General features: G+C 63.2%; 16 protein-coding genes. 6 read left to right on the forward strand and 10 right to left on the reverse strand.

The features are described 5' to 3' along the window. Positions 1–14: 14 nt before the first annotated feature. The 9 genes from folK to OKA04_RS13790 all read right to left on the reverse strand — a co-directional run bounded on the left by folK (position 15) and on the right by OKA04_RS13790 (position 5,775). Positions 15–563 carry a 2-amino-4-hydroxy-6-hydroxymethyldihydropteridine diphosphokinase gene (gene folK / locus OKA04_RS13750; protein WP_264501754.1) on the reverse strand — a complete coding sequence of 183 codons (549 nt, stop codon included), beginning with the start codon at positions 561–563 and terminating at the stop codon, positions 15–17. After that, positions 547–984 carry a hypothetical protein gene (locus tag OKA04_RS13755; RefSeq protein ID WP_264501755.1) on the reverse strand — a complete coding sequence of 146 codons (438 nt, stop codon included), beginning with the start codon at positions 982–984 and terminating at the stop codon, positions 547–549. Before OKA04_RS13755 ends, folK begins: the two co-directional genes overlap by 17 nt. A gap of 16 nt (positions 985–1,000) precedes the next feature. Next, positions 1,001–1,738, reverse strand: a complete 738-nt coding sequence (dapB, locus tag OKA04_RS13760) for a 4-hydroxy-tetrahydrodipicolinate reductase (RefSeq protein ID WP_264501756.1) — start codon at positions 1,736–1,738, stop codon at positions 1,001–1,003. A gap of 12 nt (positions 1,739–1,750) precedes the next feature. Beyond that, complete coding sequence (gene dapA, locus OKA04_RS13765) at positions 1,751–2,632, reverse strand: 4-hydroxy-tetrahydrodipicolinate synthase (RefSeq protein WP_264501757.1); 882 nt, start codon at positions 2,630–2,632, stop codon at positions 1,751–1,753. A gap of 70 nt (positions 2,633–2,702) precedes the next feature. Then, the gene (locus OKA04_RS13770) at positions 2,703–2,849 is read right to left on the reverse strand and encodes a hypothetical protein (RefSeq protein ID WP_264501758.1); all 147 of its coding nucleotides are present in this window, start codon (positions 2,847–2,849) and stop codon (positions 2,703–2,705) included. A gap of 32 nt (positions 2,850–2,881) precedes the next feature. Beyond that, complete coding sequence (locus OKA04_RS13775) at positions 2,882–3,463, reverse strand: ATPase (RefSeq protein WP_264501759.1); 582 nt, start codon at positions 3,461–3,463, stop codon at positions 2,882–2,884. Next, positions 3,453–4,265 carry a diaminopimelate epimerase gene (gene dapF, locus OKA04_RS13780; protein WP_264501760.1) on the reverse strand — a complete coding sequence of 271 codons (813 nt, stop codon included), beginning with the start codon at positions 4,263–4,265 and terminating at the stop codon, positions 3,453–3,455. The genes OKA04_RS13775 and dapF overlap by 11 nt, the downstream gene beginning before the upstream one ends. 44 nt (positions 4,266–4,309) lie before the next feature. After that, positions 4,310–5,104: a tryptophan synthase subunit alpha gene (gene trpA / locus OKA04_RS13785; protein WP_264501761.1), complete on the reverse strand. Its 795-nt coding sequence runs from the start codon at positions 5,102–5,104 to the stop codon at positions 4,310–4,312. Between the two features lie 53 nt (positions 5,105–5,157). Beyond that, on the reverse strand, positions 5,158–5,775 hold the full coding sequence (locus tag OKA04_RS13790) for a Uma2 family endonuclease (protein WP_264501762.1): 618 nt from the start codon (positions 5,773–5,775) through the stop codon (positions 5,158–5,160). A 125-nt stretch (positions 5,776–5,900) separates the two neighbouring features. Here OKA04_RS13790 and nuoB point away from each other — a divergent pair, with 125 nt between their 5' ends. The 6 genes from nuoB (at position 5,901) to OKA04_RS13820 (ending at position 11,014) form a co-directional block, all read left to right on the forward strand. After that, a complete protein-coding gene (gene nuoB, locus OKA04_RS13795; RefSeq protein ID WP_264501763.1) occupies positions 5,901–6,437 on the forward strand; it encodes an NADH-quinone oxidoreductase subunit NuoB in 537 nt (178 codons plus the stop codon). A 7-nt stretch (positions 6,438–6,444) separates the two neighbouring features. After that, positions 6,445–7,014 carry an NADH-quinone oxidoreductase subunit C gene (locus OKA04_RS13800; protein WP_264501764.1) on the forward strand — a complete coding sequence of 190 codons (570 nt, stop codon included), beginning with the start codon at positions 6,445–6,447 and terminating at the stop codon, positions 7,012–7,014. A gap of 59 nt (positions 7,015–7,073) precedes the next feature. After that, entirely contained in the window at positions 7,074–7,778 is a 705-nt protein-coding gene (locus OKA04_RS13805; RefSeq protein WP_264501765.1) for a rhomboid family intramembrane serine protease, read from the forward strand. Positions 7,779–7,872: 94 nt separating this feature from the next. After that, the gene (gene rpsO / locus OKA04_RS13810; protein WP_264501766.1) at positions 7,873–8,130 is read left to right on the forward strand and encodes a 30S ribosomal protein S15; all 258 of its coding nucleotides are present in this window, start codon (positions 7,873–7,875) and stop codon (positions 8,128–8,130) included. Between the two features lie 188 nt (positions 8,131–8,318). Continuing rightward, the gene (locus OKA04_RS13815) at positions 8,319–10,484 is read left to right on the forward strand and encodes a polyribonucleotide nucleotidyltransferase (RefSeq protein ID WP_264501767.1); all 2,166 of its coding nucleotides are present in this window, start codon (positions 8,319–8,321) and stop codon (positions 10,482–10,484) included. Positions 10,485–10,615: 131 nt separating this feature from the next. Next, positions 10,616–11,014 (forward strand): hypothetical protein, encoded by a 399-nt coding sequence (locus tag OKA04_RS13820; protein WP_264501768.1) that lies wholly within the window; start codon positions 10,616–10,618, stop codon positions 11,012–11,014. A gap of 21 nt (positions 11,015–11,035) precedes the next feature. Here OKA04_RS13820 and OKA04_RS13825 read toward each other — a convergent pair whose 3' ends face one another. Then, positions 11,036–12,868 (reverse strand): SLC13 family permease, encoded by a 1,833-nt coding sequence (locus OKA04_RS13825; protein WP_264501769.1) that lies wholly within the window; start codon positions 12,866–12,868, stop codon positions 11,036–11,038. Positions 12,869–12,882 lie beyond the last annotated feature (14 nt).

The following is a 12,882-nucleotide window of genomic DNA, read 5'->3' on the forward strand; positions in this document are numbered from 1 at the left end:
GGGATGGGATGAGGTTACCACGCCTCTTGCACGGTGACGAGAGGCGGCTCGCCAGAATCAAGATGGCGGAGGTGTTCCGCAATCGAAACTTGGTCGCCCGGCAGGATCATTCCGGGATGAAGATCGGCCAGCGGCTGGAGCACGAAGCGCCGCGAGGTCAGCCGCGGGTGCGGGAGATCGAGGATGTCACCGTCGATCTGCTCGGCACCGAAGAAGAGGATGTCCACATCGATCACCCGCGGGGCATTCCTTTCCGGCGCGGCGACCCGGCCGAGGCGGAACTCAATCGCCTGCGTCGCATCGAGCAGCGCGTGCGGGGTGCCGCCGGTGTAGTCGAAGGTGACGACCGTATTGTAGAAATCCGGCGAGTCATCCGGGCAGGCCACCGGCTCGGTCTGATACACCGGTGCCTGACGCAGGCTCCCCGGCACGGCAAGCTTCCCCAGCAAATCGCGGGCATCCTGCAAGTGGCGCAGGCGGTTGCCGAGATTCGACCCGAGCGCGATGCCGACCCTGCGGCAGACAGTGGACTCGAGTTGGGGGCGGCTACTTTGAGAATCCATATGCATCGAGAATGCGGGATCCTCCGTCATCATCAGAGAATCCGATCACCTCGCCGGAGGGTAGGACGCTGATGTAGGCAGGATGGGAATCGAGGTTGATGACGTAGGCTGAAGGTAATTCCTGCTGAGCACGCCGGATGGCAGGGATCACTTCCGGCGAGAATTTGCCTGATACGATGTTAATGGCCCGCCGAACCTCGACATAGCGGTTTAAGGAGAAATCAACATCATCTTGTCCCTCCGAGACCGTCCCCACGGATTGCAAATACCGTATCAACAGGTCGTGAGCGGCGTCGAATTCAGACTCGAATTCTTGCCGGGACATCTCAGCCGGTATTTCCGGAGGATTGAATTCGCCATCGAAATAAAGGGAGACCTCGGCGTAAGATGAGACGCGCTTGAACCGGTCATCTCCCTTCATTGCGCGATATCGTTGATCACTTCAGCCCCAGCACATCCTGCATGTCGTAGAGACCGGCTGGCTTGTCGTAGAGCCAGACGGCAGCGCGGACGGCACCGGCGGCGAAGGTGAGACGGGAGCTGGCCTTGTGGGTCAGTTCCACGCGCTCGCCATCGGCGGCGAAGATCACGGTGTGGTCGCCCACGACATCGCCACCGCGGAGAGTGTGCATGCCGATCTCGCGCGGAGGGCGCGGGCCGACATTGCCGAAGCGACCGTGCGCGATGTCCTTGTCGTACTGCGTGCCGGTTTCCTCATTGAGGATTTCCAGCAGACGGCGCGCGGTGCCGGACGGGGCGTCGATCTTGTGGCGGTGATGCATCTCCGTCACCTCGATGTCGAAGCGGTCCTGCGTGAGGATCTGTGCCGCCTTCTGCGTGAGCCAGAAGAGGGTATTCACGCCGATGGAGAAATTCGGCGCGTAAACAATGGGCAGCTTGGTGGATGCCTCGCGGATCGCGGCGCGTTCCTCATCCGTGTGGCCGGTCGTGCCGATCACTAGGTGCGTGCCGTTTTCCAGCGCGGCCTCCAGCAACTCGCCGGTGAACTTGTGCATCGTGAAGTCGATGACCGTGTTCGCCTGGGCGATCGCCGCCGCGAGGTTTTCACCCGCGTCGTGGGTGGCCGAGACGATGACTGCCGATTCCTGGCTGGCGGCCTGGAGGACGGCCTGGCCCATGCGGCCGGATTGTCCGGTGACGAGAAGCTGGATCATGTCAGGCGTTAGTTAAAGCAAACCGAACTCCCGGAGCAAGGCCGTGAGTTGAGTCTTCGCGGCATCGGTCAGCGGAGCGAGCGGCAGGCGGAGTTCCTCGGAGCAGTGGCCCTGCAGGGCAACGGCGGACTTGATCGGTACCGGATTCACGTCGAGTGACATGAGCCCGCGGAAGAGGGGATACCACTGCTTCTGCTGGGCCAGGGCGGCGGGGAAGTCACCGTCGAGGCAGGTCTGGACGAGCTTCACCAGCACCTCCGGCACCAGGTTTGCCGCCACGGAGACGAGGCCGACCGCGCCGCAGGACATGAAGGGCAGGGTGAGCGGATCATCGCCGGAGAGGATCGAGAAATCCTCCGGGACGGCTTGGAAAAGCTGGTTCACGCGCTCGACCGAGCCACCGGCTTCCTTGATGGAGACGATGTTCTTGCAGTCCGCGGCGAGGCGGGCGGTGGTCTCGATGCCGATCTCGATGCCGCTGCGGCCGGGCACGCTGTAGAGCATCACCGGCAGGCCGGTGTTTTCCGCCACGGCGCGGAAGTGGCGGTAGATGCCTTCCTGCGAGGGCTTGTTGTAATACGGGCAGACTTGGAGAGTTCCGGTCGCGCCGACCTTTTCAGCCGCCTGGGTCAGCTCGATCGCCTCCTTGGTCGCATTCGCGCCGGTGCCGGCGACGACCTGGCAGCGGCCAGCGGCGTATTCCACGGCCAGGCGGATGATCTCGATGTGCTCGTCCGTATCGACGGTGGGCGATTCACCGGTGGTTCCGACCGGCACGATGCCCGTGATCCCGGCGGCGACTTGGCGGTCGATCAGGGCTTTGAAAGCGGCCGTATCGACTCGGTCTTCGCGGAAGGGTGTGATGAGCGCGGTGTAGGTGCCTCGGAAGGTCATTGCGGGCGGAGAATGAACATCCCACGGCGCTCTTCAACCCCTGATGGCGGATTCGCCACGGAAAATCAGGTCAGGGCTGCTCCTCGACGACCTTGCCGTTCTTCCACACGATGATGGGCAAACCCAGCCGCCGGTGCTCCGCCCTGAGCTTGCGCGCGGCCCGGTGCTGGGCACGGAGGGCCATCCGACCTTCCTCGGAAAGCTCGGATGCTTTCATCGGTCGCAGTGGCTTGGGATCTCTAGGCGCGATCATGGAGCAGAGAGGAATGCCTCGACGTCAGAGATAGCGTGGGTTTCCGAACTTGCCAAGGCAGTAAACCGAAGTTCCACGGAACTCCAAATCCACCAGCGATCCGCCAAGGGAAGGTAAAGTTCGATGAGATTCTTCATGATGCGGTCATAACGACGCATGATATCGATGATGGGGACGTTATGACCGCCTTTCTTGACCCGCTGGCGGACACGGGCCAACGAGACCTTGGCGCTGGGAATCCAAACAAAATGTAGCGTGATCGAGTAACCTGCCTCCTTGGCTCGCTGGAGGATGTGAGCGTGGGATCGACCGGAAAGCGTGGACTCCAAGGCGAAATCCTCGTGGGAGCGGGTCAGCTCGGCGATCTCCCCCAGCAAGATTCTGCCAGCTTTTCGCGCCACCCGATCCGGGTCGAAGGGTGATAGGCCGCGCGCGATCTCGTCGGCATTCAAAAATCTCAGACCCTTGAGGTCGGTCGTAAGAATCTCTTTCGCGAAGGTCGTTTTCCCCGCGCCATTCGGACCGCCGATGAGGATGAGCGATGGCATCGGCGGTCCTGGAATTTGCTCAGATCTCAATGTCGCCCTCGAAGACGAAATCCCCTGGGCCCGTGAGCGTTACGTTCGTGAAAGTGGTCTCGCCGGTCTTTTCGAAACCGATTTCCAGAGTGTCGCCGCCTTTCACGTCCACCTTGATCGGCGACGGTGCGCCATCGAGCAGGTGGTGCATCAGCGCGCAGGCGACCATGCCGGTGCCGCAGGCGAGGGTCTCGTCTTCCACGCCGCGCTCGTAGGTGCGGATGGCGATGTGGCCGGGGGCGAGGACGGTGGCGAAATTGGCGTTCGTGCCGGCCGGGGCGAAGCCCTTGTTGTAACGGATCGCCGCACCGTGCCGCACCGCCTCGGTGCCGGGCAGGTCCGCGACGAAGACCACGACGTGTGGCACGCCGGTATTGATGAAGCGCAGGGTTCCCTCGAGACCTGGGATTTCCACGCCCGTGTCGAGGTTCAGGTCCTTCGGCTCCGACATGGCGATGCGGATGTCATCCTCCACCAACTCCGCAGCGAGGGTTCCGGCGATGGTCTCGAAGGTCACGCGCTCCGGCTCACCCTCCATGAGCGCCGCCGTGAAGCGACCGAAGCAGCGCGCACCATTCCCGCACATCTCGGCCTCGCCGCCGTCGGCATTGTAATAGCGGAATTTGAAATCGGCTCCGTTCTCCGCGGGCTCGACTGCCAGCAGGCCATCCGCGCCCACGCCGCGATGGCGGTCGCAGAGGTGCTCGATCTGGTCCTTCGTCAGCGAGAGGGAGAGGTCGCGGTTATCGACGACAACGAAGTCGTTGCCGGCACCGTTCATCTTGTAGAAATGCAGGAGCATGGGAGATCTGAATGTGAAATTTGAAATTTTGGATCTGAGATCCTTCACACCGCCTTCGTCGCGGCGATGAGCGGGGTGACGAAGTCCCGCACGGCTCCGGCGGCGCGGTCGGGATTGAGCTCGACTTGTTTCACGATGGCCGAGCCGACAATCACCCCGTCCGCCGCTTTCGCAACCATGGTCGCCTGATCCGGCGTGGTGATGCCAAAGCCGACGCAGACCGGCACCTTCGCGTCCTTGCGGATCTTCGCGACCAGCTCGCTGAGGCCTTCGGAGGGGGCTCCGTGGGCACCGGTCACGCCGGTGCGGGAGAGCGCATAGATGAAGCCCTCGGCGCTCTCTGCCAGCAGCTTCATGCGGTCCTCCGGGGTGGTCGGGGCGATCAGGCGGATGTGATTCAGGCCTTCGCCGCGGGCGAGGTCGTCATTTTCCCGGGCCTCGTCCGGTGGCAGGTCCAGCAGCAGGATGCCATCCGCACCGGCGGCGGCGGCATCGGCGTGGAATTTATCGAAGCCGTAGTTGAAAATCGGGTTCAGGTAGGTGAAGAGCACGATCGGCGTCTGGTGCGTCTCGCGAAACTTGCGGATCAGCTCCAGCGAGCGCGCCGTGGTCATGCCGGCCTTCAGCGCGCGATCCGCGGCCATCTGGTTCACGATGCCGTCTGCAAGAGGATCGGAGAACGGCAGTCCCAGCTCGATCACGTCCGATCCGGCGTCGGCGAGGGCCTTGATCACCTCCAGCGAGGCCTCGAAGGACGGGTCGCCAGCGGCGACATAGGCGACGAAGGCTTTCTTTCCTTCCGAGCGGAGCCGGTCAAAGGCGGCGTCGATGCGATTCATGGGCGCGCGGAGACTTGTCCGCCTGTAGGTCCCTGACAAGCGCGGAGGAAGACTCAGGCAAGCCGGGCCAAGGCTTTCGCAAAGTCCCCGGCGACTAATGCCTCTACATCAATGACCAGTCCGGGGAAATTCGGGCTTTCCAGCGATCCATCCGCTGCAGGGGCAATCTCGACGAACTCGTCTCCTTGGAGTTGCCACCAGACGACGCGCTTTTCGGCCACGATCCACACCAGATACTCCAGAGCGCCAGCCCGGAGATAGGCCCGCTTTTTCTGATGAAGGTCATAGGCGGCCGAACTGGAGGCGATCTCCGCCACCAACTCCGGTGCCCCGCAGACGTAGCCGTCGGCATCGATCTTCGCCTGGCCGCCCTCGCGCATTAGCAGTAGGTCCGGCTGGGGCTCGTTAAGCATGTCGAGGCGGACCGTGCTGTTGTCGGCTACTTTCAATCCGTCGTGTCTGGCAGAGTAGACGCGGAAAAGCGTGGCGAGATCGACGTGAGGAATGCCGTGGTGATCGGCTCGGACAGGAGGGGCCATATAAACGATGCCGTCGATGAGTTCCGCTTTCTTGAGATTGGGCATCGCAGCGTAGCGGCGCTCGAATTCGGCGCGCGAAAGGACGTCGCCAGCCTGTAGGGGCGGGATTCCGACTTTCTCAAGAACTGCCATCGTGGCTGATAATAGCCTCCCGTCGGCCCAAGGCAAGGCGGCAGCTTGGCGGGTGAGCTTGTGAAAAATTTCACAAACGAGCTTGAGAGCCGGGCGGGGGAGGGGCATCGTCGGCCTGCACGACCATGGTCAGCGATTCAACCCAGACCGCCCACGCGGCCTACGATTCCAAGATCGAGGGCAATATCATCTTCACGCGTGTGGATGCCGCGATGAATTGGATGCGGAAGAACTCCATGTGGCCGATGCCGATGGGACTCGCTTGCTGCGCCATCGAAATGATGGCCGCCGCGTGCAGCCGCTTCGATCTCAGCCGCTTCGGCGCGGAGGTGATGCGCTTTTCCCCGCGCCAGGCCGACGTGATGATCGTGGCCGGCACCGTGACCTACAAGATGGCCCTCGCCGTGAAGCGCATCTGGGACCAGATGCCGGAGCCGAAGTGGTGCATCGCCATGGGTGCCTGCGCCTCCTCCGGCGGCATGTATCGCTCCTACGCCGTGCTGCAGGGGATCGACCGCCTGATCCCGGTGGACGTTTACATTTCCGGCTGCCCGCCACGGCCCGAGGCGCTCATCGAGGGCCTGATGAAGCTTCAGGCGAAGATCGACGCCGATCCCGCGCTGTCGAACCAGAAGAAGGAATTCATCGAGGACCTTGCCTGATTTTCCCATGTCCGCTGCCCAGGATATCGAAAAGCTCTCCGCAAAATTCGGTGCGGACGTGGTCGGAACGAAGGAGTTCCGCGGCGAGCACACCATTTCGGTGAAGCTCGGCGTGCTGCACGACGTGCTGGCCACCGCGAAGAAGGAACTCGGCTATGAGATGATCATCGACATCTCGAGCCTCGATTTCTTCGGCGAGGATCCCCGGTTCGAAATGGTCTATGAACTCGTCACCGTGGACGACTCGAAGCACCTGCGGGTGAAGTCGAAGGTCTCCGAGGAAGAGGAAGTGCCCACCGCCACCGACCTCTGGGTAGGTGCGGATTGGCACGAGCGCGAGGTCTATGACATGATGGGCATCCGCTTCACCGGCCACCCGGACATGCGCCGCATCCTCATGTGGGAGGGCTATCCCTTCTACCCGCTGCGGAAGGATTTCCCGCTGGCCGGTCGCCCGAGCGAAATGCCGGACGTGGCCTTCACCGGCATCGCCCCGCTGGAGGGTGGTCCCTTTGTGACCAGCCCCGGCACGAATGACTCTGTGAAGCGCGAGCCGCGCGCCCGCGTGGTGAAGTGAAGTAAGGCAATCCTGCTGTCCGCTCCGCCGCTTTTTCGACTCTCCACCTCGCCCCGGTCATGCATTCTCCGTTCGTGCCCGGACGGAGCGAGCGGCTGAAATGGTGGTGGGAGGATTTTCGCTCCGCCCGGTTCTCGCTCGGTTTGGCGGCGCTGCTATTGGTCATCGAGGGTGTCTTGGCGCTCTTCGGTGGATCGGAGGGTGTCCCGGAGGTCTATCAAACTCTCGGTCTGAGTCGGGATGGTATTCTAAAGGGATGGCTCTGGCAGATCGCCAGCCATGCGCTGGTCCACGGGGTCTGGTGGCACGCGCTGCTGAATGCCCTGCTGCTGGTCAGTGTGGGCATGCGGGTGGAAAGGATCGCGGACTGGAAGATCGCCGCGCGGGTTTTCATCGCCGGGGTGCTGGCAGGCGGTGCCTTCTTTCTCCTGCTGCCCCAGCCGATGCCGGACATGACGCTGGTGGGGGCATCGGGCGGCATTTCCGCGCTGCTGCTGTGGTACACCACGTCGTCCCCGCAGTCGCGGATGGCCTTCATCCGGATCTCCGCGAAGAACTTGGGCCTCGGAATCCTGATCGCCTCGGGAATCCTCGCCGCCGCCGTGCCGTGGATGCCGCAGGGGGAGCTGACCGTCGCACATGCCTGCCATTTCGGCGGGGCGCTGGCGGGGTGGCTGATGGCGCGCCGGGGCATGGGGAAGCGGGTGAGTCTGGCGGATTTACAAAAAGCCCGCGCCCGTCGCGAGTCTGCCGCCGACTCCTGAATCCGTGCTTGCAATACCCGGGGAATCGGGTTTCCTCCGCGGTCCCGACCAAGGGCGGACCGGTCAAGGTGACTGGACTGAATCAAATACATCAATGAGCGAAAGCACCATCAACGTCGCGGACTTCAAGGCCCACGAAACCGACACCGGCAGCGCAGACTATCAGGTCGCCCTGCTGACCCAGCGCATCGTCCACCTGACGGCGCACCTCACGCTGCACAAGAAGGACACCTCGTCCCGCCGCGGCCTCCTCAAGCTGGTCGCGCAGCGCCGCAAGCTGCTCGACTACGTGAAGGCAAACTCCGAAGAGCGCTACCAGAAGCTGCTCGCCGGTCTCAACCTCCGCAAGTAAGCCCCTTTCTCCCGACGGCCACGGTTCACCCCGTGGCCGTCGCGCTTGAATCGACGGGTACCGGGAAACGTTTTCCCCTCCGTCATCGGACAGCCCTTCCATCCCTTTCTTCCATTTTGGGGTCTGTCCGAAACCTAACACCGCCACCGGCATGTCGCCGGAGGCACCCATACTGAAAGACAGACAAGATGAACATCCATACAGTCACGAGCCAGGTCGGCTCGAACCCCATCACCTTCGAGACGGGGAAAATCGCAAAGCTCGCCGACGGTGCCGTCGTCGTGACCTGCGGCGAAACCGTGGTCCTCGTGACCGCCGTGTCGCAAACCAAAGTGAAGGCAGGCCAGACCTGGTTCCCGCTTTCCGTGGAGTACAAGGAAAAAGCTTCCGCCGCCGGCCAGTTCCCGGGCGGCTACTTCAAGCGCGAAGGTCGCCCGACCGAGAAGGAGATCCTCACCTCGCGCATGACCGACCGTCCGCTGCGCCCGCTCTTCCCAAAGGGCTACCTCTACGACACCCAGATCGTCGCGCTGCTCCTCTCCGCGGACCAGATCAATGACTCCGACATCCTCTCGATGAACGGTGCGTCCGCCGCCCTGGCGATCTCCGACATCCCCTTCGCCGGCCCGATCGGCGCGGTGCGCGTCGGTCGCGTGGATGGCCAGTTTGTCGTGAATCCGACCTTCGACGAGCGCGCCGAGAGCGATCTCGACCTCGTGTATGTCGGCAACAAGACCGACGTCATCATGATCGAAGGCGCCGCCAACGAGCTGCCGGAAGAAGACTTCATCAAGGCCCTCCACTTCGCCCAGGCTGAAGTGCAGAAGCTCGTCGCCGCCCAGGAAGAGCTGGTGCGCCTCGCCGGCAAGCAGAAGCGCGAATACGCCCTGACCGTCGCCAAGGACGAGCTCCTCGAAGTCGGCTACGAGATCGCGGGCAGCCGCATCGAAGACGCCATCTACGCACCGTCGAAGGTCGAGCGTGGCAAGAAGGTCGGCGCCCTCCGCGACGAAGTGGAAGCCGCTATCAAGGCCCGCTACCCGGAGTCCACCGACTTCGACGTGGAGCAGGTCTTCGAATACATCCAGAAGAAGGCATTCCGCATCTCCATCATGGAGAAGGGCCTCCGCGCCGATGGTCGCCAGGTGGGCGATCTCCGCCCGCTCTTCGCCGAGGCGAACAGCCTGCCACGCGTCCACGGCTCCGCGATCTTCGCCCGTGGCGAGACGCAGGCCCTCGGGATTTGCACGCTGGCTCCGGCCGACGAGAAGCAGTTCTTCGACAACTACGCCGGTGGTGAGGACAGCAAGCGCTTCATCCTTCACTATAACTTCCCTCCGTTCTCGGTGGGTGAGACCGGCCGCATGGGTGGCCTGAACCGCCGCGAAATCGGCCACGGCGCCCTCGCCGAGCGCTCGATTGCCCCGGTGATCCCGGACGTCGAGGATTTCCCATACGCCATGCGCGTCTCGTCGGAAGTCATGGAGTCGAATGGCTCCACCTCGATGGCCACCGTCTGCGCCGGCACCATGTCGCTGCTCTGCGCCGGTGTCCCGCTGAAGGCACCCGTCGGTGGTATCTCCGTCGGTCTCGTGACCGAGTGGAACGAAGATGGCACGATGAAGGCTCACAAGGCCCTCCTCGACATCATCGGCTCCGAGGACTTTTACGGCGACATGGACTTCAAGCTCTGCGGTACCGATGACGGCGTCACCGGCTACCAGCTCGACCTGAAGCTCCCGGGCCTGCCGCTCTCGATCCTCGAGGAAGCCATCCACATGGCGAAGGCTGCCCGCTCCACGATCATCGCCAAGATGACCGATGCCGTCTCCGGCCCGCAGGCTCTCAGCCCGCACGCCCCGCGCATCGTCTCCGTCAAGATCCCGGCCGACCGCATCGGCGAGCTCATCGGGCCTGGCGGCAAGAACATCAAGGGCATCCAGGCCGAGTCCGGTGCCGAGATCAACATCGAGGACGACGGCACCGTGCACATCTACGCTTCCAAGGAAGAAGGACTGCTGCGCGCGAAGTCGCTCATCGAGCGCATGTTCCAGGAAATCGAAGTCGGCAAGGTCTACACCGGCAAGGTGGTCAGCATCACCAACTTCGGCGCCTTCATGGAAGTGCTCCCCGGCAAGGATGGCCTCATCCACGTCTCCGAGCTGGCCGAAGGCCGCACCGAGAAGGTGGAAGACGTCGTCAAGAAGGGCGACATGGTCACGGCCAAGTGCCTCGGCGTGGACGAAAAGGGCCGCGTGAAGATGAGCCGCAAGGCCGTCCTCCGCGACGAAAAGGCCAAGGCTGCCGAAGCCGAAGGCGCTGCCGCCCCGGCACCTGCCGCTCCCGAAGCGTAAGCTAGATTGATCTGACAAAGGCCCGGTCTTCCGAAAGGGAGGCCGGGCTTTTTTGTCAGGACCGTTGACCTTGAAGGGGCTCGAGCTTTGGGCTAAGAACGGAAAGAGCGATGTCTCTCAAGCGTTCCATCTTGTTCCTTTCTCTCGCTGTCCTGCTGGCGGTGATGGCTCTTTTCGTATCGAACCGGCATCTGGAAGCGCATAAGCACGAGCGCGAGCGCCATTTCGTTACCATCCATTTCATTGCTGCCGGGGCTGTCGGGAATGGGGAGACGCCAAAGGATCTTGAAGGCTTGCTGAAATCCGTCGGCGGCGAGACGTCGCCGCTCATGAAGCCCTTTCCCGGCGGATTGGTTTTCAGATCGGACGGTGACTCTTTCACGCTTGAAGAACCCTGGGCACGGAACGTCACGTTGCTTGAGAAGGATCGCTTGATCGGTTCGGACCGCAAGTGGCCCCGGTGGCAGTCCTCGGGAGAATACGGGCGGAAGTTTCCGGACCAACAAGTGCCACCCAGCGGCTACGAGTAAGCGAAGTCCTTCAACACGCTACTACAGCGGTAGTAGCCACGGCACCAGCAGCACGGTCAGGATCATCACCAGGAGCGTGAAAGGCACGCCGATCTTCACGAAATCCCCGAAGCGATACTTGCCCGGCACCATCACCAGCGTGTTCACGGGCGAAGACACCGGAGTCATGAAGGCGGCCGAGGACGCGAGTGCGACCGTCATTGCGAAGGGGTGGGGGGAGACCCCGAGCACTTGCGCCGCGCTCAAGGCGATGGGGGCCATCAGCACTGCCGTCGCCGTGTTAGAGACAAACATGCCGATGATCGAGGTGAGTGCAAAGAGGGCGGCGAGTAGCAGCCGCGGCTCGGCATCGCCGAAAATCTGCAGCAATCCATTCACCGCGAGATCCACACCGCCGGTCTTTTGCAGCGCGGTGGAAAAGGGGATCATCCCCACGATGAGGATCAGGCTCGGCCACTGCACGGCGCGATAGGCCGAGTCCAGATTGATGCATCTCGTGGCCCCGAGCAACAGGCAGGTGAGCAGCGCGGCGATCACATTCGGCACCCAGCCGGTGACCATCAGCAGCACCATCACTGCCAGGCAGGCGAGCGCCCACGGTGCCTTGCTCGCGGCGGGGGCGACCTCGTCCATCTCCGTCGGCAGCGTCAGCACCACGAAATCATGCGGGTGCTTCTGCAGATTCATGATGTGCTTCCAGCGGCCGATCACCAGCAGCGTGTCCCCGGCGCGCAGCTTCTCCTCCGCGACCACGCCGTCCACCGCCTCGCGCCCGCGTCGCAGGCCAATGACATTCAGCCGCAGCCGCGTGCGGAAGGTTGCCTCGACGATGGTGCGGCCGACCAGCTTCGAATCCGGCGGGATCAGCACCTCCGCCATGCCGATCTCGCGGGAGCGATCCGTGAAGTAGCGCCCGCGCAGGTGCAGAGGCTCCAGCTTCAGCTCATCGAGTTCCTTCGATCGCGCCTCGTCGGGTGGTGTGGCGATGTCGATGAGAAGCACGTCTCCCTCCAACAACTGGAGACCCGCCCGCGGCTCCATCAGGTCCACGCGGTTGCCATGCTTCCGCTCGATGGCGACGACGTTGCCCTCGGAGCGGCGGCTCTTCCCGGCGCTCTCCAGCGTCTGGTCGATGAGCGGCGATCCCTTCCCGATCCTCATCCGGTATTCGCGCTCGGCCAGCCGGTAGTCCTGCACGAAGTCCATCATCTGCCGCCGCGGATTCTCGATGCCACGTCCCTCGTCCGGGCGATCCAGCCAGCGCCGCGCGATGAGCAGGTAGCCGATGCCGATGGCGAGGATGACCGCGCCGAATGGCGTGAAGCTGAAAAAGCCGAAGCCCGCATGGCCCGCGTGTCGCAGGGCACTGTCCACCACCAGATTGGGAGCGGTGCCCACCAGCGTGAGCATGCCGCTGATCAGGCCCGCATAGGCGAGCGGCATCATCAGTCGCCCGGGCGCGAGCTTTCTCCGGCTGGCGACCAGCAGCACCACGGGGATGAAGATCGCCACCACGCCCGTGGAGCTCATCAGCGATCCGAGACCCGCGACGGCGAGCATCAGCAGGATGAGCAGCTTCGTCTCGCTGCCCGCCGAGTGTTTCAGCAGCAGGTCGCCGATGTGATTCGCCACACCCGTGCGCACCAGGCTTTCGCCGACGATGAAGAGGGCGGCGATGAGGATCACATTCGGATCCGAGAATCCCGCCATCGCCTCCGGTACGGTGATGATCCCGGCCAGTGGCAGCGCGATCATCGCCAGCAATGCCACCACGTCCATGCGCGGGCGATTCGCGATGAACATGGCGATGCACCCGCCGAGCAGGCCGAGGACAAGTGCGAGCTGGGGATTCATCGGCGTGGAATGAA

Origin of the sequence: Luteolibacter flavescens, assembly GCF_025950085.1 — a bacterium.
Taxonomy (GTDB): Bacteria; Verrucomicrobiota; Verrucomicrobiia; order Verrucomicrobiales; family Akkermansiaceae; genus Haloferula; species Haloferula flavescens.

Excerpts from the sequence above, each read along its gene's own strand:
- dapB (WP_264501756.1), bottom strand. The coding sequence starts at position 1,738 with ATGATCCAGCTTCTCGTCACCGGACAATCCGGCCGCATGGGCCAGGCC.
- nuoB (WP_264501763.1), top strand. The coding sequence starts at position 5,901 with ATGGTCAGCGATTCAACCCAGACCGCCCACGCGGCCTACGATTCCAAG.
- OKA04_RS13755 (WP_264501755.1), bottom strand. The coding sequence starts at position 984 with ATGAAGGGAGATGACCGGTTCAAGCGCGTCTCATCTTACGCCGAGGTC.
- OKA04_RS13815 (WP_264501767.1), top strand. The coding sequence starts at position 8,319 with ATGAACATCCATACAGTCACGAGCCAGGTCGGCTCGAACCCCATCACC.
- folK (WP_264501754.1), bottom strand. The coding sequence starts at position 563 with ATGGATTCTCAAAGTAGCCGCCCCCAACTCGAGTCCACTGTCTGCCGC.
- dapA (WP_264501757.1), bottom strand. The coding sequence starts at position 2,632 with ATGACCTTCCGAGGCACCTACACCGCGCTCATCACACCCTTCCGCGAA.
- OKA04_RS13825 (WP_264501769.1), bottom strand. The coding sequence starts at position 12,868 with ATGAATCCCCAGCTCGCACTTGTCCTCGGCCTGCTCGGCGGGTGCATC.
- OKA04_RS13790 (WP_264501762.1), bottom strand. The coding sequence starts at position 5,775 with ATGGCAGTTCTTGAGAAAGTCGGAATCCCGCCCCTACAGGCTGGCGAC.
- trpA (WP_264501761.1), bottom strand. The coding sequence starts at position 5,104 with ATGAATCGCATCGACGCCGCCTTTGACCGGCTCCGCTCGGAAGGAAAG.
- rpsO (WP_264501766.1), top strand. The coding sequence starts at position 7,873 with ATGAGCGAAAGCACCATCAACGTCGCGGACTTCAAGGCCCACGAAACC.
- OKA04_RS13805 (WP_264501765.1), top strand. The coding sequence starts at position 7,074 with ATGCATTCTCCGTTCGTGCCCGGACGGAGCGAGCGGCTGAAATGGTGG.
- OKA04_RS13770 (WP_264501758.1), bottom strand. The coding sequence starts at position 2,849 with ATGAAAGCATCCGAGCTTTCCGAGGAAGGTCGGATGGCCCTCCGTGCC.
- OKA04_RS13800 (WP_264501764.1), top strand. The coding sequence starts at position 6,445 with ATGTCCGCTGCCCAGGATATCGAAAAGCTCTCCGCAAAATTCGGTGCG.
- dapF (WP_264501760.1), bottom strand. The coding sequence starts at position 4,265 with ATGCTCCTGCATTTCTACAAGATGAACGGTGCCGGCAACGACTTCGTT.